Origin of the sequence: Novosphingobium sediminis (assembly GCF_007991615.1) — a bacterium.
GTDB lineage: Bacteria > Pseudomonadota > Alphaproteobacteria > Sphingomonadales > Sphingomonadaceae > Novosphingobium > Novosphingobium sediminis.
On record NZ_BJYR01000001.1, the window covers coordinates 1 to 22,274 of the forward strand.

Annotated in this window: 18 protein-coding genes; 8 read left to right on the plus strand and 10 right to left on the minus strand. The window is 64.7% G+C overall.

Features of this window, described 5'->3' with window-relative positions:
* Window positions 1-213: 213 nt before the first annotated feature.
* Both NSE01_RS00005 and NSE01_RS00010 read left to right on the plus strand, forming a co-directional pair.
* Window positions 214-1,179 carry a helix-turn-helix domain-containing protein gene (locus NSE01_RS00005; protein WP_170233699.1) on the plus strand — a complete coding sequence of 322 codons (966 nt, stop codon included), beginning with the start codon at window positions 214-216 and terminating at the stop codon, window positions 1,177-1,179.
* A 161-nt stretch (window positions 1,180-1,340) separates the two neighbouring features.
* Complete coding sequence (locus NSE01_RS00010) at window positions 1,341-4,553, plus strand: hypothetical protein (RefSeq protein ID WP_147157572.1); 3,213 nt, start codon at window positions 1,341-1,343, stop codon at window positions 4,551-4,553.
* Window positions 4,554-4,587: 34 nt separating this feature from the next.
* Here NSE01_RS00010 and NSE01_RS00015 read toward each other — a convergent pair whose 3' ends face one another.
* From NSE01_RS00015 to NSE01_RS00025, 3 genes are all read right to left on the minus strand, one after another.
* Window positions 4,588-5,358 carry an SDR family oxidoreductase gene (locus tag NSE01_RS00015; RefSeq protein ID WP_147157573.1) on the minus strand — a complete coding sequence of 257 codons (771 nt, stop codon included), beginning with the start codon at window positions 5,356-5,358 and terminating at the stop codon, window positions 4,588-4,590.
* A gap of 123 nt (window positions 5,359-5,481) precedes the next feature.
* The gene (locus NSE01_RS00020; RefSeq protein WP_147157574.1) at window positions 5,482-5,946 is read right to left on the minus strand and encodes a DUF4437 domain-containing protein; all 465 of its coding nucleotides are present in this window, start codon (window positions 5,944-5,946) and stop codon (window positions 5,482-5,484) included.
* 35 nt (window positions 5,947-5,981) lie between these two features.
* Window positions 5,982-6,839, minus strand: coding sequence for an alpha/beta fold hydrolase (locus NSE01_RS00025; RefSeq protein ID WP_147157575.1), 858 nt, complete (start codon window positions 6,837-6,839; stop codon window positions 5,982-5,984).
* 123 nt (window positions 6,840-6,962) lie between these two features.
* Here NSE01_RS00025 and NSE01_RS00030 point away from each other — a divergent pair, with 123 nt between their 5' ends.
* On the plus strand, window positions 6,963-7,868 hold the full coding sequence (locus NSE01_RS00030) for a LysR family transcriptional regulator (RefSeq protein ID WP_147157576.1): 906 nt from the start codon (window positions 6,963-6,965) through the stop codon (window positions 7,866-7,868).
* Window positions 7,869-7,890: 22 nt separating this feature from the next.
* Here the strand turns inward: NSE01_RS00030 and NSE01_RS00035 are convergent, their stop codons facing one another.
* Genes NSE01_RS00035 through NSE01_RS00055 form a run of 5 tightly spaced genes read right to left on the minus strand, consistent with a single transcriptional unit; the run spans window position 7,891 to window position 11,191 of the window.
* Window positions 7,891-8,424, minus strand: coding sequence for a GNAT family N-acetyltransferase (locus NSE01_RS00035; protein ID WP_147157577.1), 534 nt, complete (start codon window positions 8,422-8,424; stop codon window positions 7,891-7,893).
* Window positions 8,421-9,179, minus strand: coding sequence for an anti-sigma factor family protein (locus tag NSE01_RS00040; RefSeq protein WP_147157578.1), 759 nt, complete (start codon window positions 9,177-9,179; stop codon window positions 8,421-8,423). Before NSE01_RS00040 ends, NSE01_RS00035 begins: the two co-directional genes overlap by 4 nt.
* Window positions 9,176-9,757 (minus strand): sigma-70 family RNA polymerase sigma factor, encoded by a 582-nt coding sequence (locus NSE01_RS00045; RefSeq protein ID WP_147157579.1) that lies wholly within the window; start codon window positions 9,755-9,757, stop codon window positions 9,176-9,178. Before NSE01_RS00045 ends, NSE01_RS00040 begins: the two co-directional genes overlap by 4 nt.
* Before the next feature lie 15 nt (window positions 9,758-9,772).
* Complete coding sequence (locus NSE01_RS00050; protein WP_147157580.1) at window positions 9,773-10,186, minus strand: c-type cytochrome; 414 nt, start codon at window positions 10,184-10,186, stop codon at window positions 9,773-9,775.
* 51 nt (window positions 10,187-10,237) lie between these two features.
* Entirely contained in the window at window positions 10,238-11,191 is a 954-nt protein-coding gene (locus tag NSE01_RS00055; protein ID WP_147157581.1) for a metallophosphoesterase family protein, read from the minus strand.
* Window positions 11,192-11,427: 236 nt separating this feature from the next.
* Between NSE01_RS00055 and NSE01_RS00060 the strand changes: the two genes are divergently transcribed.
* Window positions 11,428-11,979 carry a hypothetical protein gene (locus tag NSE01_RS00060; RefSeq protein WP_147157582.1) on the plus strand — a complete coding sequence of 184 codons (552 nt, stop codon included), beginning with the start codon at window positions 11,428-11,430 and terminating at the stop codon, window positions 11,977-11,979.
* A 36-nt stretch (window positions 11,980-12,015) separates the two neighbouring features.
* Here the strand turns inward: NSE01_RS00060 and NSE01_RS00065 are convergent, their stop codons facing one another.
* On the minus strand, window positions 12,016-13,149 hold the full coding sequence (locus tag NSE01_RS00065) for an aromatic ring-hydroxylating oxygenase subunit alpha (protein ID WP_218033225.1): 1,134 nt from the start codon (window positions 13,147-13,149) through the stop codon (window positions 12,016-12,018).
* A 102-nt stretch (window positions 13,150-13,251) separates the two neighbouring features.
* Between NSE01_RS00065 and NSE01_RS00070 the strand changes: the two genes are divergently transcribed.
* The 3 genes from NSE01_RS00070 to NSE01_RS00080 are packed head-to-tail and all read left to right on the plus strand — an operon-like array spanning window position 13,252 to window position 16,915.
* The gene (locus NSE01_RS00070; protein WP_170233700.1) at window positions 13,252-14,889 is read left to right on the plus strand and encodes a phytoene desaturase family protein; all 1,638 of its coding nucleotides are present in this window, start codon (window positions 13,252-13,254) and stop codon (window positions 14,887-14,889) included.
* Entirely contained in the window at window positions 14,889-16,292 is a 1,404-nt protein-coding gene (locus NSE01_RS00075) for an APC family permease (protein ID WP_147157584.1), read from the plus strand. Before NSE01_RS00070 ends, NSE01_RS00075 begins: the two co-directional genes overlap by 1 nt.
* Window positions 16,292-16,915, plus strand: a complete 624-nt coding sequence (locus tag NSE01_RS00080; RefSeq protein ID WP_147157585.1) for a TetR/AcrR family transcriptional regulator — start codon at window positions 16,292-16,294, stop codon at window positions 16,913-16,915. The genes NSE01_RS00075 and NSE01_RS00080 overlap by 1 nt, the downstream gene beginning before the upstream one ends.
* A 5-nt stretch (window positions 16,916-16,920) precedes the next feature.
* Here the strand turns inward: NSE01_RS00080 and NSE01_RS00085 are convergent, their stop codons facing one another.
* Window positions 16,921-17,916 (minus strand): cyanophycinase, encoded by a 996-nt coding sequence (locus tag NSE01_RS00085; RefSeq protein WP_174811971.1) that lies wholly within the window; start codon window positions 17,914-17,916, stop codon window positions 16,921-16,923.
* 150 nt (window positions 17,917-18,066) lie between these two features.
* Here NSE01_RS00085 and NSE01_RS00090 point away from each other — a divergent pair, with 150 nt between their 5' ends.
* Window positions 18,067-22,059: a non-ribosomal peptide synthetase gene (locus NSE01_RS00090; RefSeq protein ID WP_147157587.1), complete on the plus strand. Its 3,993-nt coding sequence runs from the start codon at window positions 18,067-18,069 to the stop codon at window positions 22,057-22,059.
* Window positions 22,060-22,274: the final 215 nt, after the last annotated feature.

Consider the following 22,274-nt stretch of genomic DNA (forward strand, 5'->3'; position numbering starts at 1 on the left):
ATGGCAGATAGCATCAGATTGATCTTACATAAGATCGCGTTTGAAGGCTGATCTTGAAGAATATGATCAATGTATTGCTGCATAAATATTTTTTTCAGGTTCGAAAAACCTATTCAAATCTTTGATTTATCGCGTATTTGGTCAATCGTTGACACCTGACTATGTGCTTGATAGCCTCAATTCCAGGGATTGGGGCGGGTAACCGAGCAGCAGGTGATCGAGTTTTCGACCGACGTATTGCCGCCGAAGGACCGCTATCCTTTCTGGCGGGATCTGGTTGGCAATAATTTCCAAGAGGCCGACCTCAGTCTTGGCCCGGATGACCGGCTGCGATTTTCCGGTTCGATGGTTATGCAGCACTATGGCGACTTCGAAATCGTCGAGAGCCGATCGACTGCGCATGAAACGATCCAGAGCAAGAGTTATGTCAGCCATGTCGATGACAACTACCTCTGGGTTTATCAGCAACTGGATTCGCGCGAAGTTGCGGTGTTCGATACCGTTGACGATGTTCACCTTTCGCCAGGTGACATGTATATCTATCATCCAGTGCTGCCTTCGCGGCTGAAACCGATCGATCATCTGCCTTCGCGGACACGGCTTTACCGATTTCACAAGCGCCATCTCGCCAACATTGGTGGGAAGCTGCCCGATTATGTTTCCACCCGAAAAGTCTCGGGGGAGGGCGGAGCGGCGCGTCTGCTCACCGCCTATCTGGGAACTCTGGCGGCTGAATTGCCCGGGCTGGAAAGCTTTGCAGCCGACATGGCGCTCAGCGCCTTTTACGGGCTTGTCGCGGCGGCTTATGGCGCGGTGGACGGCAATGGCGAGCCGATCTCAACCTCCGTCGAGCGGGGGCGGTTCAATCTGGCGCGGAAGCTGATCGATCGCCATTCGAGCAATCCGGCTTTGTCGGCCGCGATGGTGGCTGAGAACATGCGCTTGTCCGAGCGGACACTGCAGCGCGCGTTTGAAGTGCGCGGCGACAGCTTCACGATGTGCCTGCGCCGCACTCGGCTCGATAAATGCAAGCGCGCACTGCGTGATCCTGCCGCGGCGGGGCAGCTGATTTCGACAATCGCGTACGGCAACGGATTTGACTCGTTGGCGACCTTCAACCGCCAGTTTCAGCAGGCATTCGGCCTGACACCGCGCGAATGGCGGCACGGCGAAGGCTGATCTCACCCCACAAAATGCCGATGGCGCCAAATGAGGAATGATTGACGCCAAGTGCGGAGACCTCACCTCGGCAAGCGATAGACTGTCCCTGGTAACGATGAGCACCGGCCGCGGCTGAATGCAAGGAAGTGCGGCGGCCAAGAACCGGGGGATCTTGTGTCATGAACCGCACCAATCGTTTTTCGCGAACCCTTCTTCTGTCGAGCGCCAGCATGGCCGCGATACTTGGCGTCGCCAGTGCGGCGCACGGCCAGGTTGTGGACACATTCCCGCCGCCAGCGAGCGGAGTCTGCGCGGTCAATGCCGATCTCCAGACCCTTGTCTGCGGATCGGGCGCGAGCGTCAGCGCCACGCCCCCTGCAGCCGTGCCCACGCAGGCGACCGCAATCGGACACGCCGCCCACGCCTTCAACGCGGATACCACGGCCATCGGCGCCAACAGCGAGGCGACCGGCACGGAATCGTCTGCACTGGGCAGCGGCGCGAGCGCCACCGGAGAGCAGTCGATTGCAGTTGGTTCGGGCGCTACGGCTTCCAGTGGGCTCGCAACAGCGGTCGGCGTCAATGGCGCTGCATCGGGCAACGAGGCGACGACGCTGGGCGCCTATGGCAATGCGTCGCAAGACTTTGCGACCTCCATCGGCGCCTTCAGTGCGGCGAGCGGGCTGAACAGCACGACCACCGGCGCGGAAAGCGCGGCGGAGGGCGCGGACAGCAGCGCGTTTGGCGCATTCAGCAAGGCTACCGAAGTCAAATCCACCGCCATCGGCAAAGGCGCGCAGGCGCTTGGCGAAAACAGCACCGCAATCGGCGAGGGCGCGGTGGCGAAGAGCGACAACGGGCCGTCGGCAACAGCGGGACTTTCGACCGCAGTCGGCCAAGGCGCGGCGGCCAATGGCTATCGCAGCACGGCGCTGGGGCAAGGCGCGGTTGCAGCGGACAGCGCAACCACAACCGGTCAGGGCAGTGCGGCCAGCAGCAACGGCGCGAGCGCTTACGGCGTCGATAGCCGGGCAACGGGTATAGCCGCATCGGCGCTGGGCGCGGCCAGCACGGCCTCTGGCCTCATCAGCACAGCCGTTGGCAACGCTGCGCTTTCCAGCGCAGAAGGGGCGGCCAGCTTTGGCAGCAACAGCCGGGCCAAAGGTGCCTACAGCACTGCCCTCGGCACAGATGCGGATGCATCGGCTGATGATGCAGTGGCAGTCGGCTCCTTCAGCGCGGCCACCAGCAAAAAGGCGGTCGGGGTTGGCTCGGGTTCTGCAGCCACTGGGGAGGAAAGCGTCGCAATTGGCGATGGCAGCGAGGCCAGTCAGGACAAGTCACTCGCCATTGGCGCATCGGCCAAAGCTTCGGGCCTGCTTTCAACCGCGATTGGCGCAGGCGCCAAGGGGGCAGGCAGCAATGCTCTGGCCTTGGGCGTAAATGCCGCAGCCAACGGCGCAAACAGCATGGCCCTTGGCAATGAAACCGACGTTTCAGCCTCGAACAGCGTTGCGCTGGGCAATGGATCGACGACCAACCGCAACAATGCCGTTGCGATTGGCGCGAGCGGCGCTGAACGGCAACTGGTGAGCGTGGCGGCAGGCACTGCATCCACTGATGCGGTCAACCTTGGCCAGCTCGATGCGCGGGTCGCGTCCAGCAATGGCGGCAAGGTGAAGGTCGGTTACGCTGTTTCGGCCGGCGTCGGCAACACATTGAGCAATCAAAACAGCGGGGTGGTGATCGGCGACACCAACGACAGCTTCAACGGCGTCGCGATTGGCCGGCTCAACACAGTGAACGGGTCGGGCAGCGTGGCCATCGGTGAAAGCAATAAGGCCGTTTCGACTGGCTCGATCGCCTTGGGCTATCAATCCAACGCGCTGGATATTTCGGCTATCGCCCTCGGCTATGCGGCGCAGGCTGCGGCTCAGGAAGCCGTCGCCATTGGCCGGGACAGCTTCGCGAGCTCCTATCGAAATGTCGCGCTCGGCGCGGCCAGCAAGGCCAGCGCAGACTCCGCCACGGCCATTGGCGGCGGCGCCATCGCCAGCGGAGTGGTCAGTTTGGCCCTTGGCAAGGACGCACAAGCAACCGCGTTTGGCAGCGTGGCTATCGGCGCAAATTCTCTGGCCGACGAGAACAATACCGTTTCGTTCGGCAACGGGTTCATCAACCGGACGCTGTCTCATGTGAACGATGGCAGCAAGGATTTTGACGCCGTCAACATGCGGCAATTGAATGCGCTGCAATCGAGCACCGATGTCAGGATCGATACCATTGAAAAGGGCTTGAACGGGGGATCGAACCTCAATTTTGGCCAAGGTTCTGTCGCGAAGGGCAAAGCCGTGGCGCTCGGCTATCTCAATCAGGCGAATGGCAACGGCGCGGTGGCCATCGGCGATCCGAATATCGCGACCGGCACTGGCGCGGTCGCCATCGGTGCCGACAACACCGCTACCGGAACCGCCGCTGTGGCGCTGGGCAACCTGAGCATTGCGGATGGCGATTCCGCGCTCGCGATCGGCGATCAGGCCAACGCCAGCAAGGCGGGCAACATCGCCATCGGCCAATCGAGCGCTGCCAGCGGCGATCGCAGCCTTGCGCTGGGCGCGACCGCAACCGCCAGTGCCGCCGATGCTGTCGCGATCGGCTATGGCTCAAGCGCGGATCGCGCCAACTCGGTCTCGGTCGGCAGCGCGGCATTGCAGCGCCAGATCACCAATGTCGCTGCGGGGACGCAAGATACCGACGCGGTCAATTTCGCGCAGCTCAAGGCCGTGGCGGCCAGTGGCAACGCGGCGGCAACCGCCGCTGCGCAGTCCACCGCCAACACCGCGCTGACGAATGCGGCGACTGCACAAACGACTGCCAACACCGCGCTGACAAATGCAGCCACCGCTAAGGCGAGCGCGGATGCCGCCGCCGCCGATGCCAACACTGCACTGGCGCAGAATGTGGTGCAGGATGCCAAGATTGCCAGCGTGGAAGCTGCCAGCACCGTCCATTCGACCCAGATTGCCGCAATCCAGGCCAAGGATGCTTCGCAAGACGCCCGGGCCACCGCGATCGAGGCGGTCAACGCCGCGCAAGGGGCACGCCTGACCTCACTCGAATCCGGGCTCGGCCGGCTGGGTAATCAGGTTGAGGCAAACCGCCGTGATGCCAATGGCGGTATCGCTGCTGCGATGGCGATGGGCGGTACAATCATGCCCGCCGATGCGAAGTTCGCCGTCTCGTTCAACCTCGCGACCTACAGGGGGCAGCAGGGTTTTTCGGGGTCCGCCGTGGTCAAGGCGAGCGACCACGTCTACTTCAATGCGGCCTTGGCGGGATCGACGGTCAAGGGCTCCAGCGGAGGACGGGTCGGCGTGACCTTTGCCTGGTAGCTTCTCGCCCAGATCCTGCCATGCCTCCTCCTCCTCAGATCGACTTGGTCTCGCCGCCATCGACCCGAAGAGCAATGCCGGTAATCCAGCGGGCGGGTGGTGAGACAAGGAAGGCGATCGTATTGGCGATATCTTCGGGTTCTCCCAGCCGAGCGATTCCCGTCCGGGCCATGTAACCGGCAGCAGCAGAAGCGGGATCGGTCCCTTCTGCCGCGGCAAGCTGCCGGAACATTGCGCGGCGCCTGTCAGTCAGCACTGCGCCGGGGAGGAGGCTGTTGACCTGGATGCCGTCCCGCAGTCCGCGCTCGGCGAAGGCCTTGGCGAGCGCGATGATTGCGGCATTGATGACGCCGACCGCAGCAAATTCCTGCTTCGGCGCAAGAGCGGACGCGCCTGACGTGATGACGACCGACCCGCTGGCCGCCTTGAGGGCATCCCACGCGGCGATGGTTATGCGCCGTGCCGCGTGGAACTTGAGCGAAAGGCCATCATCCCATTCGGCATCGCCAAGCGAGAACAGATCCATCTGCGGGACCGCGCCAGCGACACAGACCAAGGCATCGAGCCGTGCGGTTTCAGCGAGAACCCGGTGGACGACCTCTGCGGGCGCATCGGGGCGGCGCAGATCGCGGACGATGCTGATGGCTCGGGCACCCACGGCGCGAACCGCAGCTGCGGCGTCCTCCAGCAATGCAGCGTCGCGCCCGACAAGCGCGACCGTTCCGAAATCGAGAGCAAGCCGCAAGGCAGCAGCGCGGCCAATGCCGCGGCTTGCGCCCGTGACGATGGCGACGCGCGCACTCATGGCCGAATGCCCATAAGCGTCGCGGCGCGGCGGAAAGAATGAAGCCTCATGCGATGACTGACCCTGTTCGGGGAAAAAGGAGCACCCTGCCGGCCATTCCTGCCGGCAGGGCCCACCGCTTGCTTATTGAGCCGGCACGTAATCGAACTTGCCCGGCTGGACGATGAAGAACACGCAGGGTTCCTTGGAAAGGCACTGGGTGACATGCGCTTCCTCGCCCTTCTGGAACCAGTAGGATCCGACCGGCAGCGGGATGATCTTGCCGCCGGGCAACTGGTTCGCGCCGGTCCCCTTGATGACCACCGCAAAGTAATCCTCGGTGTGGGTGTGAACGGGGCTGACGAAGCCCGCCGGCATGTGGATGAAGGTGCCGTGGCGGCCGTGCTGCAGATCGCCATAGGCAGGCCCGGCCTGAAGTTCGCCCTTTTCGGTCTTCACACCCGAATTGAAGAACGAGATCTTGTCGGCGGGAGTGCTCACCGAGGGGCCTTCATGGGCGGGGTGCACGGTATCCTGCGCGGCCGCGATCCCTGCCGCGGCAAAAGCAAGGACAACGGCGGCGGCGGCAAGCAACTTGGTCTTGAGCATGGTCTTTCTCCGAATTTGCGATGCAAAGGGATGGTTCAGCCGGCAAAGGCGCGGATGATTTCTGCGGCGACTTGCGGTGCATTTTCGTCGAGCACGAAATGGCCGCTATCGAGCCAGACGAGTTCAGCCTGCGGCAGATCCTGGCGGAAGGCTTCGGCGCCGGCGGGGGTGAAGAACGGATCGTTCCGGCCCCAAACGATCAGCGTTTGCGGCGCATGCGCGCGGAAAGCGGCATGCCAGCTTTCGTAAGCAGCGACGTTGGTCTGATAGTCGACCAGCAGATCGAGCATATAGGCATCGGTCCCGGGCCGATCGAGCAATGCCTGATCGTGCGTCCAGTTGTCCGGGCTGATCGCAGAGACATCGCGAGCCCCGACGAGGTACTGGAACTGCGTTGTCCCCGCATTGAGGAACATGCGTGCGCCTGCCTCGGTTTCGGCGTTGCGCTCTTCCCACAGCGGCAGGAACACCTTGGCCGCCGGTTCGCCGACGCCTTCGAGGTAGGCATTGGTGTTCTGGATGACGAAGCCGCGCACGGCCTGCGGGCGCTCGGCAAACAGGCGGAAGCCGACCGGCCCGCCAAAGTCCTGCATGTAGAGGATGTAGGAGGTAAGGCCGAGCTCATCGATCAGCGCGGCGACGTGGGCGGTGAGATTGTCGAAGGTATAGTCGAAGTCCGCCGCCGAAGGTGCATCCGACTGGCCGAAGCCGATGTAATCCGGCGCAATCACGTGAAAGCGATCGGCCAGCAGCGGGATCAGATCCCGGAACATGAAGCTCGACGTGGGGAAACCGTGGAGCAGCACAAGCGTGGGCAGCGCGGCATCACCGGCTTCGCGGTAGAACATCCGGCGGCCCTTCACGGTCGCGTAATTGTAGGTGGTCTGGGTCATGCGTGCGATCCTTGTCCAGGCGGACCGGAGCCGGTTCCGCCGCTGGGGTCGCTCTAATGCCTTCCATTTTCGCCGAGTATCTGGCAGTTTCGGGAACTGACCTCCCGCTGGATGGAACATTGCATGGATCGCTTCGAGGCACTCCGCACGTTGGTATCGGCTGTCGATGGCGGCAGTCTTTCAGCAGCTTCGCGCATGCTGCGGATGCCGCTGTCGACGGTCAGCCGGAAGATTTCCGAGCTGGAGGCCCATCTCACCACGCAGCTCCTCGTGCGAACGCCGCGCAAGCTCCTGCTGACCGACGCTGGCGAAGCTTTCGTCCACACCGCCCGGCGCCTGCTGGCCGAACTGGACGAGGCCGAGCGCGCCGCTTCCGGAGAATATCGCGAGCCGATTGGCGAGCTGCTGGTCACCGCGCCGATCGCCTTCGGCAAGCTGCATATCCTGCCGATCGTGCTCGATTTCCTGCGTGCGTTTCCCAAGGTCGATGTGCGGCTGGTGCTGTCGGACAAGATCATCGATCTTGCCGAAAACCATGTCGATGTCGCTGCGCGGCTGGGGCGCTTGCCGGATAGCGGGCTGGTCGGGATGCGGGTCGGCGAGGTCCGCTGGATCACCGTGGCCAGCCCCGGCTACCTTGCCGAGCGCGGCACACCCGCAACGCCGGCTGCGCTCGCCGAGCACTCTTGCCTTGCCTTCGAGGGGCTCCATACCTCGCGAAGCTGGCGCTTCACGGGGGATGCCGATGGCAGCGCGCTTGCCATCAATCCGCGGCTCGGCGTGAACACGGCCGATGCGCTGGTCGAGGCGGCGAGCAACGGGCTCGGCATTGCGCGGATGACATCCTATCAGGCCGCTGCTGCGCTGCGCGGTGGGCAGCTGGTGGAGATCCTGAAGCCCTTCGTCGGCGATCCGATCCCGGTCCACCTCGTCCACACCGGGCCGCCGCTTGTGCCGCTCAAGCTGCGCGCATTCCTCGATTTCGCCGCGCCGAGGCTCCGGGCATCGCTTGGTGCCCTGCCGCGCTAGCAAGCAGCGCGACGGATGCTGATTACTCGGCAGCAGGCCGGGCGAGGTGCAGCCGCATCGCGCAGCGCCGTTCGCCGGGGAATCCCGCAGCCATCTCGTTTCGCAGAACCCCCTGCAGCCGTTCATCACACTCTTCGGGCAAGAGCACCGTGAAGCCGCGGCGCCGGTACATCAGCTCATTCCACTCCACGCCGCGGAAGGTGGTCAGCGTAAGCGCCTGCAGGCCTTGCTCGCACGCAGAAGCCGCAGCCGTTGCTAGCAGCGCCCGGCCAATCCCTTTGCGCTGCTGGTCCTGCCGGACCGAAAGTTCCCAGATATGGAGCGCGTCTCCCGCGCGCTGTGCCGCAAGAAAGCCGACCAACGATCCGCCATGCGCCTGCGCAACCCAGCACGCGCCGTCGGCGATCAGTTCGAGGTGGCGCGTTGGCGGGATGTTGTCGCCATCGGCAAGCCACGCGAGTTCGGGCACGGTGCGAAAAAGCTCGCCCGCCGATTGCTCGATAGCAGGAAGCAGCGGTGCATCGGCGGGCAGGGTTGGCCGGATCGAGAAGGTCATTTCCGAGACTCTTCGGCAAAGAAGCGATGAAAGTTACTGAGTTCGCCCGCAGGAATGTCCGATACGGCCCAGTACTCCAGGCCGCCTGCGCTCCACTTCTCGATGGCGTAGCCTTGCCGCGCTAGCGCAGCATCCCGTCTACCGGTCGGTTGGGGCCGGATGAACAGATTGATCGTATGGAGCCTGCGCCGATACACCAGCGTGGCGACGGTCCGGCCTTCGAGGACATCAAGCCTGCCCCCGACCAGCGGAAACCCTTGCGGGGCGAGATCGACGACCGGCGGCGAGAAATCGATCCGGCCATTGAACCAGGGCTTGACCGTGTGCCGATCCGACGTCTCGACATCGACCAGATGGCCGCTCTGGAGCGAGCGGATCTGGCTGCTGACCAGTTCGTCGGCAAGGTTGGCCTCGGGCGGCTGGGGCACTGCAAGCAGCAGCGCAAGGCTGGCGGCAAGCGCGCCGATCGCGCCGCCTCCCAGCCACGGCATGATGCCGGGGCGCGGGGGCTGGCGCGCAGGCAATGCCGCCTCACCAGCCAGCGCTTCGATCCGATGGCGCAAGCGCGCTGGGGCCGTGCCGCGCAGCCCCGAGCCACGCAGGAGGAGCTGCAGTTCCTTCATCTTGGCATAGGCCTCGCGGCATCCGGCACAACTTCGCAGGTGGTCTTCGAGCGCGGCGATAGCCAGCGGGTCGAGCTCATCATCGAGCATCGCTTGCAAAGCAAGTTCGCGGTCCTGACAAGGCTGTGTCATGCCTCTCCTCGCTTCTTGTCCGGCGTGCCCTCATCGCGCAGGAGGACGCCGAGCATCTGCCGTGCCCGCGCCAGCCGTGACATGACCGTGCCGATTGGCGCACTGGTCACCGCTGCAATGTCGCGATAGGTCAGCTCCTCAAGCTCACGGAGCACCAGAGCTTCGCGAAACGGCTCCGGCAAGGCCTCGATCATTTGCCGCAGATCGGCCATCTCTGCGAGACTGTGTTGATCGTCAGGTGCCGCAAACTCGGCCAGCTCATCGTCCGAGCCGTTAGTCGCCGCCCGCGCATGGGCACGGGCCCAGTCATGATGGCAATTGCGCAAGATGGCGAAGAGCCACGCGCGCGGATCGCCGCGGCACTGATCGATCGCCTTGAGCGCGCGCTCGAACGCATCCTGCACGATATCTTCGGCCGGACCATCATCACGGCAGAGATACCGGGCATAGCGCCACGCGCTGTCGAGATGGGGCAGGATCAGCGACGCAAACCGCGCTGATTGTCCTTGCCCCGCGCTCTGCGGCCGATCGCGGCTGAATGTCAGCCCGAGCCAGGGAGATCGTCGCCAGCGGGTCATTGCTCTGCCTGGTGTTCACTTCTGTTGCGCGAGATAGGCAATGATATCGGCCCGATCCTGCGGCTTGGCGACAGAGAAGTACATCTTCGCGCCGGGCACCAGCTTTTGCGGGTTGGTCAGCCATTTGTCGAGATTGGCGGGCGTCCATAGCAGGCCGGACTGCCGCAGCGCCGCGGAATAGGCGTAGTCCGGCACGGCCCCCGCCATCCGCCCGACGACACCGCGATGGCGCGGGCCGACATCGTTCTCGCCCAGCGAATGGCAGCCCATGCAGGACTGATAGAGCCTTGCTCCGGTGGCCGCATTGCCGACCGGGGGCAGGGCGGCCGGTGCCCCGCCTCGTACGGCAGGATGGCGGGTACTTCGAGCAGGACCGGTGCCCGCCGCGGCGCTGCCTGCCGACACCGAAATCGCGGTGAAAAGAAGCATGGCACGCCGCATTTGCGTATATCGTTGTCGGAACATGATCGCGGTTCCCGCTCAGGCCAGCGCAGCATCGAGAATGGCGATGGGTGTGTCGCTCGAGGCAAATCGCAGCGTGGAAACACCGATCTGCGAGCGCAGTTGTTCGGGCGGGACGACCAGCGGCCCTGGTCCCGGTCCGACACCGGGCGCAGGCTGCGGATAGGCGGTCGAGCGGGCGGCATGAAAGCTCATGTGCCCTTCGACCTTACGCTGGACCTGATGCACGTGGCCGTTCAGTGCGGTGACCGAGCCGAAGCGCCGCAGCAGGGCGAGCGCGGTTGCCGCGTCCTCTGTCCCCCAACCCCATTCGGGGTAGAGCGCCCACAGCGGAAAGTGCGAGAGCACGACGATGGGCGTGGAGGATGAGAGACCGGCAAGATCTGCCTTGAGCCATGCAAGCTGGTCCGCACCCAGCGTCCCCATGCCCATGCTGCCAAGCTGGACCACGTTCACGAGCGCAATGAAATGCACGCCTTTGACATCGAAACTATACCAGCCGTTGCCCTTTGCCTCAGGCGCGAAGCGGGCGATGTAAGGTCTTGGATCGTTGCCATCGACGAGATCGTGCTCGCCCGGCACAAAATGGATCGGCAGCCCGATCTCTCCCAGCACCTGCTGCGCCAGATCGAACTGGTCGGGCCGGGCGAGGTGGCTGATATCGCCGGTGTGCACCAGAAAATCGGGCTGGACGGGCAGCGCCCGGATCTTCGCCACCGTTTCGCGCAGTGTCGCCACCGGATCCGGATTGGCGGCCTTCGCAAAGCCGATATGGGTGTCGCTGATCTGCAGGAACGCGAAGGGCGCGGTTGACGCGGCCTGCTTTTGCCCCCGAGGCACAGCCGCGACGGCTTGGTCGAGCGTGAGCGATGTCGCGATCCCGCCGGACAGCGCATAGAGCGCGCCGGTCCCGGCCCATCCCAGACATTTGAAGGCCTGGCGTCGTCCAACCAGCGTTTCATCGATCTCCATGCGCAATATCCTTCAAGAGCATTCGAAGGAGAGACTGGCGGTGATGGATCTTTATTCCCGCCGCAGGTGAAAATTGTTCGTGACGCGGCCAGGAGCGACCGGCCGCAACGCCACCCCTGCGGATCCCGATCACCTTTCGCTCCGCAGTCGAATCTGGCATTGGTTCGGTGCTGGGGGCTTGGCACCGCGCATCATGTTCGTGCGAGGCAGGGCGGTGTTGGCGGGAGAGCTAGGCTATGGTGAACTCGGGCACGGCGCGGGCAGACCGCGCGCTAGGGCGCCATGCTTTGGGCAAAATGGGTTTCGGTCTGCTGGGCGGCGGGCTGCTGGCGATGACTGCTGCGGCATCGGCGCGTCCCAACGACCGCATGGGCACCAGCGTGGTGAGCCCCCGCGAGGCAGCCGCATCAGCGAGGGCGTTCCGGGCTCATCCCGAAGGCCCGGTTCTGGCGGAAGACAGGCTGAATTACTCTGCCGCCAATCCTCTCGCGCCCACGATCGAAGTGGTCGAGCCCCACGTCGATACCGCAACCAATCCGCCGTTCAATGTGCGCGTCGTCGCACGCGCCCATGAAGGTCTTGCGATCGACCACAATTCGATCCGGATCCGCTACGGCTTTTTCCGCATCGACGTGACCAAGCGTATGCTCGCGCTTGGGCACTGGCAGGGTAACGAGTTCATCGTGAACCACGCCAACGCACCTGCCGGTACCCATTGGTTCTATGTGACGATCGCCGACACGGACCACCGGGAGGCCAACGTCGCGGTCAAGGTCGTCGTCAAGTAGCTGCCGGGCGCATCCGGTGCGGTTTGGGCCCCGGAATCAGGGCTCCCCGCAGTCCGCGACATAGCGGCGGATGTCGAGGCTGAGATCCTCGATTGGCGCATAATAGCCGTGGGTGTGGACACGCGCGGCGATGCCGGATTGGACGCGTTCGCACACCGCCCAGTCCTGACGATTGACGAGATCCCAGAAATCGACCGCATCCGCAGGCTCGAAATCCGCCTTCGCCACTTCGTCCGGGTGGAACAGGAAGCGGCATTCGATCAGCGTGCGGTCTGCGGCCAGCGGCCAGAGCACGAAGGCGGCGGCATGATCGCAGCTGACGCTGAGCATGAGGTTAGGATAGATCAGCTCGCCCTTGTGCCGCACTTTCTCTTCTTCGGAGAGGCCGGGGAAGGGGGCACGGCTGGTCGTACCGTCCCAAGTGTAGGTGAAGGCGCCTTCGCGGTGCGGGATGCCCGCTTCCCAATCGAGATCGATGCCGCCGCGCACCTTGAATGCAGGCACAATGGCGGTCAGCTCCGGGTGGACGCCGGGGCAGTGGTAGCACTCGTTGTAGTTTTCGAGGATCAGCTTCCAGTTGGCCTGAACCTCGTAATTGATCGTCCGTGCGGTCACCAGATCGGCCAGCGGGTAGTTCCCCAGACGGCGTGATGGCTCGGCAAGGCCTGCGGCGAAATCGGGCGCGGTCTCGCCCGAGAGGTTGAGGAACACGAAACCGCCCCAGGTTTCTACCGCGACAGGATGCAGGCTGAACGCGCTCTTGTCGAAGCCCGGCGTGTCCTGCAGCTGCGGCGCTGCCAGCAGGCGGCCGTCGAGCGCGTAGGACCAGCCGTGGTAGGGGCAGCGGATCATCGTGCGGCCGATGACACCCGCATCGAGTGTCACGCCCCAGCGCGCATCGCTTGCGGCATCGCACATGCGTGCGCCGCGGTGGCGGCAGACGTTGTAGTGGGCGTGGAGCGCGCCTTCCTTGCCGCGCACCACGATCACGCTTTCGCCCGCGATATCGAGGATCTTGTGATCGCCGGGGGCCGGCATATCCTCTTCGCGGCCGGCGCAGAACCATTGGCGGTGGAAGATCGCAGCTTTGTCGCGTGCAAAGGCTTCGGCAGTGAGGTAGGCCGAGCTGGCGAGCGACTTTTCCATTCCGCCGCCTGACTTGTCGCTCATCACCGCCGCTCCGTATCACTTATTAGACGCTTGCCTTATAAGCGCGTTTCAGGCAGTCAGCCAGCCTGAAAGCGAGAGAAAAGATCGGGCGCGACGATGGATGTGACAGGCAAACTCTGGGATGCGGTCATCGTCGGTGCCGGGCATAACGGGCTGACGGCAGCGGCCTATCTGGCCAAGGCCGGGCGCTCCGTGCTTGTGCTCGAAGCGCGGCCCATCGTCGGCGGCGCCTGCGTGACCGAGGAGGTCATCCCCGGCCACCGCGTGTCCTTCACCTCCTATATTGCCTCGATGCTGATGCCGACGGTGATCCGTGATCTCGATCTCGGCCGCCACGGCCTGCGCATGGTCGCCTGCGATCCGATCCTGACGGTGCCGCTTGGGGCCAATGATTCCGGTGAGGCCGAGATCATCCGCTGGTGGGCCGATCCTGAACGCACCGCGCAGGAAATTGCGCGCTTTTCGGTGCGCGATGCCGAGGCGTTCCTCGAGGTCGACCGCAAGCTCAAGGCGCTTGCAGCCTATCTCCAGCCGTTCTTTCTCGAATCCCCGCCAGACCTTGCCGCGCGCGGGCTCGACCGGATCCGCGAGGGACTTCGCCTGATCCGCCGCTTCCGCCGCATCCGGGGCAATGAGATCGGCGAAATGATCCAGTTCCTTACCGGCAGCCTCGGCGAGTTTCTTGATCGGCATTTCGAATCCGATGCGGCCAAGCGGATGATTCTGGCCAACAACGTCTACGGCAAGCACGGCGGACCCTATGAGCCGGGCTCGGCAGTTGGCTTGCTGTTCCACCTGCTCGCGGGCGGCGACCACGCGGTGCAGGGCTTCAATGGTCACGTGATGGGCGGGATGGGCACGGTTTCCGGCGCAATTGCCGCCGCGGCGCGCGGCTTTGGCGCGGTGATCGAGACGAGCGCGCCGGTCGGCAGTATCGACGTCTATCAGGGCCGCGCGACGGGCGTGACGCTGCTCGACGGGCGGCAGGTGCGGGCAAAGGTCGTGCTCTCGAACGCCGATCCCAAGCGCACGTTCCTTGCGCTTCTCGCCAAGGCCGATCTGCCGGATGATTTCCGCCGCGATATCGCCGCGATCAAGATGGGCGGCCCGGCAGCCAAGCTGAATATCGCGCTGTCGGGTGAGCCAACCGTGATCGGGCGGGGCCCTGATGCGACCCCGCTTGAACGCGCGCTGCTCACTATCGCGCCAACGCTGGAAGGCGCGCAGCGCTGCGCCGATACCGCCCGTTTCGGTGAAATTCCCGAGGAACTGTGGATCGATTGCGTGATCCCCAGCCTTGTCGACGACAGCCTTTGCCCGCCGGGGCACCACATGCTGACGTGCTTCATCCAGTATGTGCCCTATGACCTGCGTGAGGGCACCTGGGACGAGAAGCGCGAGGCGCTGGCGGAATCGATCATCGACCAGATCAGCCGCCACATGCCGAACCTGCGGGAACTGATCCTTGGCCGCGTGATGCTGACGCCGCTCGATCTGGAGCGGATCTATGGCCTTACCGAAGGCAACATCTTTCACGGCGACCTCCACCCCGGCGCGCTCTTCTCGATGCGCCCGGTGCCGCGCTGGTCGCAGTACCGGACACCGGTGGAGGGGCTCTACCTGTGCGGTGCAGGCGCGCATCCCGGCGGCGGGGTAACCGGCGCGCCCGGGCATAACGCGGCGATGCAGGTGCTGCGAGATACGAAGAAGCAGGCCGGAAAGAAGCAGGGCGTCCGCTGATGGCCGGCGGCGCGCCCCAACCTCACAAGGTGATGGGCGTCGCCGATCTTGCGATGTTTTATGTGGTAACCGGCGTCAGCCTGCGCTGGATCGCCACCGCAGCCGCGTTCGGGCCGAGTTCGATCGTGGTCTGGGTCGGCGCGCTGCTGTGCTTTTACCTGCCGTTCGTGCTCGCCATCGTCGAGCTATCGTCCCGCTACCCGCAGGAAGGGGGGCTCTACATCTGGACGCGCGAAGCCTTTGGTCCCTACATCGGCTTCATGGCTGGGTGGAGCTACTTCACCTCGAACCTGCCCTATTTCCCGAGCGTTCTCTATTTCGATGCGGGTAACGCGATCTACATCGGCGGTACGAGCTGGCTGCACCTGCGCGGCAATCCGGTGTTCTTCATGGGCTTTGCGCTGACCGCGCTCGCCTTTATCACCGCAGTCAACATCGTCGGCATGCGCTTCGGGCGCTGGCTGCACAATCTTGGCGCGGTCGGCATGTGGGGACCTGCGCTGATCGTGATCCTGCTGGGCGCGGCGGCGTGGTGGCAGTTCGGGTCGGCGACTCATTTCACACCTGCCTCGTTCGTGCCCGTGTTCGATATCCAGCACATGATCATGTGGGCGGCGATTGCCTTCGCGCTCTCCGGCGCTGAAACGGCCTCGTTCATGAGCGGCGAGATCAAGGACCCGCGCCGCACGATCCCCCGCGCGCTGCCGATTGCGGGCGTGGTCATCGTCTCGTGCTATATCATCGGCACGTTCGCGGTGCTGCTGGCGATGCCCTCGAGCGAGGTCAACACGCTGCAGGGCCTGATTCAGGCGGGCGCAGTGGCGGCGGAGAAGGTGGGGGCAGGGTGGATTGTCGTCCCCCTCGCGCTCCTCATCACGCTGGGCAATCTCGGTGCGGCGAGCGGATTCCTGTCCTGCGCGGCGCGCATCCCGTTTGCGGTGGGGATCGACCGGTTGCTGCCGCCTGTTTTCGCCAAGGTGCACCCCAAATGGGGCACGCCATATGTCGCGATTCTCGTGCAAGGCGGGCTCGGTGCAGTCCTATGCATACTCGGACAGGCTGGCACTGGCGTAAAAGGTGCGTATGACGTGCTCGTCAGCATGGGTATCATCGCCGCCTTCCTGCCGTTTGCGCTTGTCTTCCTCGCCGTGATCCGCCTGCAAGGGCGGCCGAGCGACGTGGGCCTAACGCGCCTGCCCGGTGGACGCGTGACGTCGACCGTGTTCGCCTGCATCGGCCTCGTGACCACGCTAACCGCGCTTGTGCTCGCAGCCTTCCCCGCACCGGACGAGCCGAACAAGCTGCTCGCGGTCATCAAGATCTTCGGCCTTACTGCCATCCTTCTCGGCAGTGGGACGCTCGTTTACTTCCTTGGTCAGCGCGCGGCGCGCAAGGCAGCGTGATGATGGCGAGCAAGGACATGAAGGCGCCGCCGCGCCGTCGCCGCGCTTCGCCGGTAGTGCGCCGGGCGGACCTTGTAGCCGCGACGGTGAATTGCCTTGCCAGGCTTGGCGCAAAGGGGGCGACGGGCCGCGAAATCTGCCGACAGGCCGGGGTCAGCCACGGCCTGTTGCGGCACTATTTCCGCAATCCGGACAACCTGCTCCTCGAAACATACGAGCAGCTTTGCGAGGACATGCTCACCCAGCTCGAAGCAGCAGCTATGCCCGATGTCGGCGAGCCCGGCGAAGCGCTGCATCGCTATTTTGTCGCGGTGTTCTCCGATGATTGGGCCGGGCCGGATATCATCGGCGCGTGGATGGTGTTCTGGCAGCAGGCGCGCAGCCGGGCTGATTTTGCGGCGGTTTCGGAGAGCTTCAATTTTCGCCAGCGCGCCTTGTTTGAGCGGCTTGTCGCACAACTTCCGCAGCGCGATGCAGCGCTGCCGATGGACGATGCCATCGCGCTGCTTTCGGCGGTGCTCGATGGGCTGTGGATCGAATTCTACCTCTCGGACCAGCGCACCCCGCGCGAGCGCTGCGTCGCCTTGTGCGATGCTGCCGCGCGGAGCCTTTTCGGGGCCTGAGGCGATCAGGGCAGGGGCCTTATAGTCCCGCCGCCCGCGCTGTAGTTCTGCACGACGACCGGGTCTTGGACAGTGCCTGAGGGCAGGTGCACGACCGAGTGCAGACCGGCGGTAGTCACTTGCACCCGCTCTGCCACGAGCGGGCCGGGCGCAGCAGTCCGTCCAATCCCTGCGCCCTCGACGACCGAAACACCGCGATCGGGCGCGGAGGAATAGACGCGCGCCGTCCCGTCCGCCTCGACGGCGAGTGCCACGCCTTCATCGATCCCCAATCCGATCAACGGCGGCGCAGCGGCCGGCCGGTTGGCCTGCGCTTTGGCGATGAACGCAAAGAGGCGCCCCAGCCGGCCGCGCTGGGTGAAATGGCTGTCGGTGATGACGCCCTTCAGCAGCGCGAGGTGGAGGAAGTCCGTCTCCATCGTGGTGCCCTTGCCGTAAGGGTCGGCAAGGCCCTGCGCACTCGTCAAGCTTTGGCCGTCCATTGCGCCGTAGAGATACTCGCCCAGCATCGCGAGCCCGGCGCTGGTGCCCGCGAGTGGCTTTCCTGCGCGCACATGAGCATCGAGCGCGGCCGCAATCGGTGTGCCGCGCCAGCGCCGTACATAGCGCGCCTGATCGCCGCCTGCGATGTAGATGCCGTCTGCCTTGCGCAAGGCTTCGAGCAAATGGGGATCGCGGCTGGCGGAGCGGGAATGGGTGACGAAGGTTTCCGCAGAGAGCACGCCGCCGATTTCGTTGACGAATTCGGTGCTGGCGTCGCCATGCTGCGAGGCGCGCAGGATCACGATATGACCGTGGCCCGCCTTGGCGATGAACCAGCGCATGGCATCGAGATTGTGATCGCCGCCGCCCATCAGCAAAAGTCCGCCTGAAACCGGCGCCGGCGCCGCACCGGTGGGGTCGCCTTCCAGATACGTGTCGAGCGCGCGGGCCGATGCCATCGCGGGAGACAGCAATCCGGCGAGGGCAGCGAGGCCCATCAGCAATGTTTTGCCAATCATGCGCAACATTTGCTCCTTCCCCTTTATCAGAAACTCATCTTTGCACAGGGCGCCAAGGCTTGCAAAATGCCCATAAAAACGGGGATTTCCTCCACTGAATCCGGGCCAGCACCCGCTTGACCGCACTCGCGGCAGCGATACAGGAGCGCAATGTTCACCGCGCCAGAAGCCCGTCCCGCCTTGCTGCACGCATTTCTCGCCGAACCGGCTGCCCGTTTTCCGCAAGGGGTCGCGATCGAGGTGCCGCCTGCGCGCAACCGGCCCGAGCGGCAGGTGATGACTTATGCCGAACTGGCTGCCCTGACCGACCGGCTGGCGCTGCATCTCGCGCCCCGGCTGGAGGCGGAGCGCATTGTCGCGCTGCTGCTGCCGCGCACTTCGCCGATGCTCTATGCGGCGCAGATTGCCGTGCTCAAGGCAGGCGGCGCCTACACCGCGGTTGATCCCTCATTTCCGGACGACCGGATCGCCGAAGTGCTCGAGGATGCCGACGCGGTCGCGGTGCTGACCGATGCGGCGGGCGCTGCACGGCTGGGGCCGGTAGCGGGCGCGGTGCCTTTGTTGCAAATGGCCGAGCTTGCCGTGCAGGAACCGCCCGCAGGCGCGGCGCTACCGGCTGAGATCCGCGCTGATCAGCTTGCCTATGTGATCTACACGAGCGGCACGACCGGCAAGCCCAAGGGCGTGATGGTCGAGCATCGCAACGTTGCGAACCTTGTCGCCTCCGATCTCGGCGAGTTCGGGCTCGGCCCGGCAGACCGCGTGATCCAGGGGTCTTCGGCGGCCTACGACAGTTCAATCGAGGAAATCTGGCTGGCGCTTGCTTCTGGCGCGACGCTGGTGGTGATGGACGACGAGGCCGCGCGGCTTGGCCCCGATATCGTCGAGTGGCTTCGCAATGAACGCGCCACCGTGTTCTGCCCCCCGCCGACATTGCTGCGCAGCAGCGGCTGCCGCGATCCCGAAAGCGCGCTACCCGATCTCAAGCTGCTCTACGTTGGCGGCGAAGCACTGCCGCGCGATATTGCGGACCGCTGGGCCAAGGGGCGCCGGATGGTCAACGGCTACGGACCGACTGAATGCGCCGTGACTTGCCTGCGCGGGGTAATCGTCCCCGGCGGGCCGATCACCATCGGCCGCCCGGTGCCGAGCATGTCTGCCTATGTGCTCGATGATGCGTTGCAGTCGGTTGCGGAGGGCGAACAGGGGGAGCTGTGCATGGGCGGCGCGGGCGTCGCACGCGGCTATCGCCAGCGTGAGGACCTGACCGCCGAGAAGTTCGTCGATCATCCCACCTGCGGGCGCATCTACCGCACCGGAGACCTCGTTCACCGCGAGCCGGACGGCAACTTGTTCTACCACGGCCGCATTGACGCACAGGTCAAGATCCGCGGCTACCGTGTCGAACTGGGCGAGATCGAGGCCCGCCTCGCCGCATTGCCGGGCGTGCGCGCGGCGGCAGCGCGCTTGCAGGAAGCCGGCGGCGTGCCGGAACTCGTCGCCTATGTCGTGGCGGGGGAGGGCGTCACCGCGCTCGATCCGGACGACTTGCGAACCCAGCTTGCGAGCACCGTGCCGAGCTACATGGTGCCGCGCCGGATCGGTCTGCTGGACGAGCTTCCCACCACGGTTGGCGGCAAGCTCAACCGCGCGGCCTTGCCGGCGATGACGTTCACCGCCGATGCAGCAGCGTCCGCTCGCGATCTCGTGCCACCCGCAACCCCGCTTGAAGCCGCGCTTGCGGCTGCCTTTGCCGATATCCTGACGCAGCCCGGCGGCGTTTCGGTGGAAGACGATTTCTTCGAGGACCTCGGCGGCGATTCCCTCAGCGCAGCGTTGCTCGTCACCCTGCTGCGCGAGGAAGGCGCGGCGGATTGGGTCACTGTCAGCGATATCTACGCTGCGCGCACCGTCCGAGCGCTGGCCGCACTGGGCGAGGAGGCCAATGCGGCGTCCGCCATTGCCGGGCAGCACAAGGCGCCAGAACTTGTCCGCGAAGGCAAGGCGCAGCCGCTGCTCGCCAATGTCGTGCAGCTTGCGTGGCTGGCGGGTGAGCTGGCGTTTGGCGGCTGGGTCAGCTGGGCGGTGGCGTGGGAGCTGTTCCCGCTGCTGTTCGACAAGCTTGATCTTGTCGGCTTCGTGCTGCTGACGCCGCTCATCACCGTGGCGGGTGTTGCGCTCTATCTGCCGGTTTCGGTCGGCTTCACGCTCTTTGTCAAATGGATCGCGCTAGGCCGTTATCGACCCGTGCGGGCACCGGTGTGGAGCCCCTATCACCTGCGCCATTGGGTTACCGTGCAATCGGCGCGGCTGATCCCCTGGCCGATGCTTTCAGGCACCGTGTTCCAGAACGCGGTGCTGCGCCTGCTTGGCGCGAAGATCGGACGCGGCGTGCATATCCACCGCGGCGTGCACCTGCATCGCGGCGGTTGGGATCTGCTGGAGATCGGCGATAACGTGACGCTGGGGCAGGACGCGCATATCGGCCTCGTCGAATATGATCGCGGTGATATCGTGGTCGGGCGGATCGTGATCGAGGCTGATGCCACGCTGCAGACCCGCGCGACCATCGAGCATGATTGCCGCATCGGGGCAGGTAGCGTCATCGCGCCGCTCTCGGTGGTAAACCCTGGCACCACGGTGCCCGCCGGCGAACTGTGGGACGGTGTCCCGGCGCGCAGCGTCGGCCCGGCACCCGCGGCACCGGCACTCACCGCCCGCGGCCGGAGGCTCCATCCGGTCACACACGGCTTTGCTACCCTCGCTGCCGAAGGCGTCGCGACGATGCTCGGTGCGCTGCCGACCGGCCTGCTCGCGTTGCTGCTGTGCTATTTGCTGGATGTCGGTTCTGAAGAAATCTGGGTGTGGATATACGAGCCAAGGCTCGATCCGCATGTGCTCGCCGTCGTATTCGGCGTGACGATGATCAGCGTCCCCATCAGCCTCGTGTGGAGCGCGCTGATGGTGCGTTTCATGGGGCGCGTGCAGCCCGGCGTGATCGATCGCTGGAGCCTTGCCTATATCCGCGTCTGGCTGAAATCGGCGACGACCTTCAATGCCGGGCAGTGGCTTTCGGGCACGCTGTTCTGGAAGCAGTGGCTGCGCCTTGCGGGTGCGAACATCGGCGAGAAGTGCGAGATCAGCACGATCTTCGACGTCACGCCCGAACTCGTCACCATCGGTGCAGAAACGTTCTTTGCCGATGGCATCTACCTCGGCGGTCCCGAAATCTCGCGCGGCACAGTGCTGCTTGCGCCGATCGTGCTCGGGCGCAACACGTTCCTTGGCAATCACGCGGTGATCCCGGCGGGCGAAGTGCTGCCGGACGATATCCTGATCGGCATCAGCACGGTGGCGAACGCGCAGGAGATTTCAGCGGGCCAATCGCGCTTCGGCCGGCCGAGCTTCGATCTCCCCCGCCGTCAGGTGGTGGAAATGGACCGCAGCCTCACCCACGATCCTTCGCCAATCCGCTATTTCAACCGCGTGTTCTGGGAACTCCTGCGCTTCGTGCTCCCGGTCGGTCCGTTGCTGGCCACAGTGCTATGGTACAAGCTGCTCGTCGAGGGTGCGCCTGAATCGACCGATCTGGAGTTCGCGCTGATCGTCATCCCGTTGGCGACGCTCGCCCCGCTCCTTGCCCTGCTGCTGGCAGTGACCGTGCTCAAGTGGACGCTGATGGGCCGCGTGAAGCCAGGCCAGCACGCGCTGTGGTCCTGTTGGGCGAGCCGCTGGGACTTCGTCTTCGTCGCTTGGGCGCGCTACGCCAACGCCATCCTTCAGCAACTCGAAGGCACCTTCCTGCTGACGCTCTATCTGCGCCTCATGGGCCTCAAGATCGGCAAGCGCGCGGTGCTGGGGCCGCAGTTCTCGCAGGTCGTCGATCCTGACATGATCGAGATCGGCGATGGTGCGACCGTCACGGCGTTCTTCCAGGCCCATACCTTCGAGGACCGCGTGCTCAAGGTGGACAAGGTGCGGATCATGGCCGGCGCGACTATCAGTTCAGGCACCGTGCCGCTCTATGGCTGCTTGGTGGGTGAGGGCGCGCATGTCGGCCCCGGGAGCGTCATCATGAAGCAGGAGAGCCTGATTCCGGGCCTTTCCTATCAGGGCGTCCCGCTCAAGGTGGTCCGAAACTAGAGGACGAAGTCCAGCGCCGTGAGCGCATGGCCGCCGTCGATCAGGTAGGCGCCGAGCCCGGCGCGCAAGGGGGGCACCGCCGACGTTGCCCTTCAGTGTATCCGCGCCCGCAATGCCAGTGCCAGCTGAATTCCTGCTAAATCGGCGTGCGGACAACTTCGCAATGGGCGAGCAGGGCTGTCGGCGCAATTTCGGGCAGCGCCTGCCGTAAGACG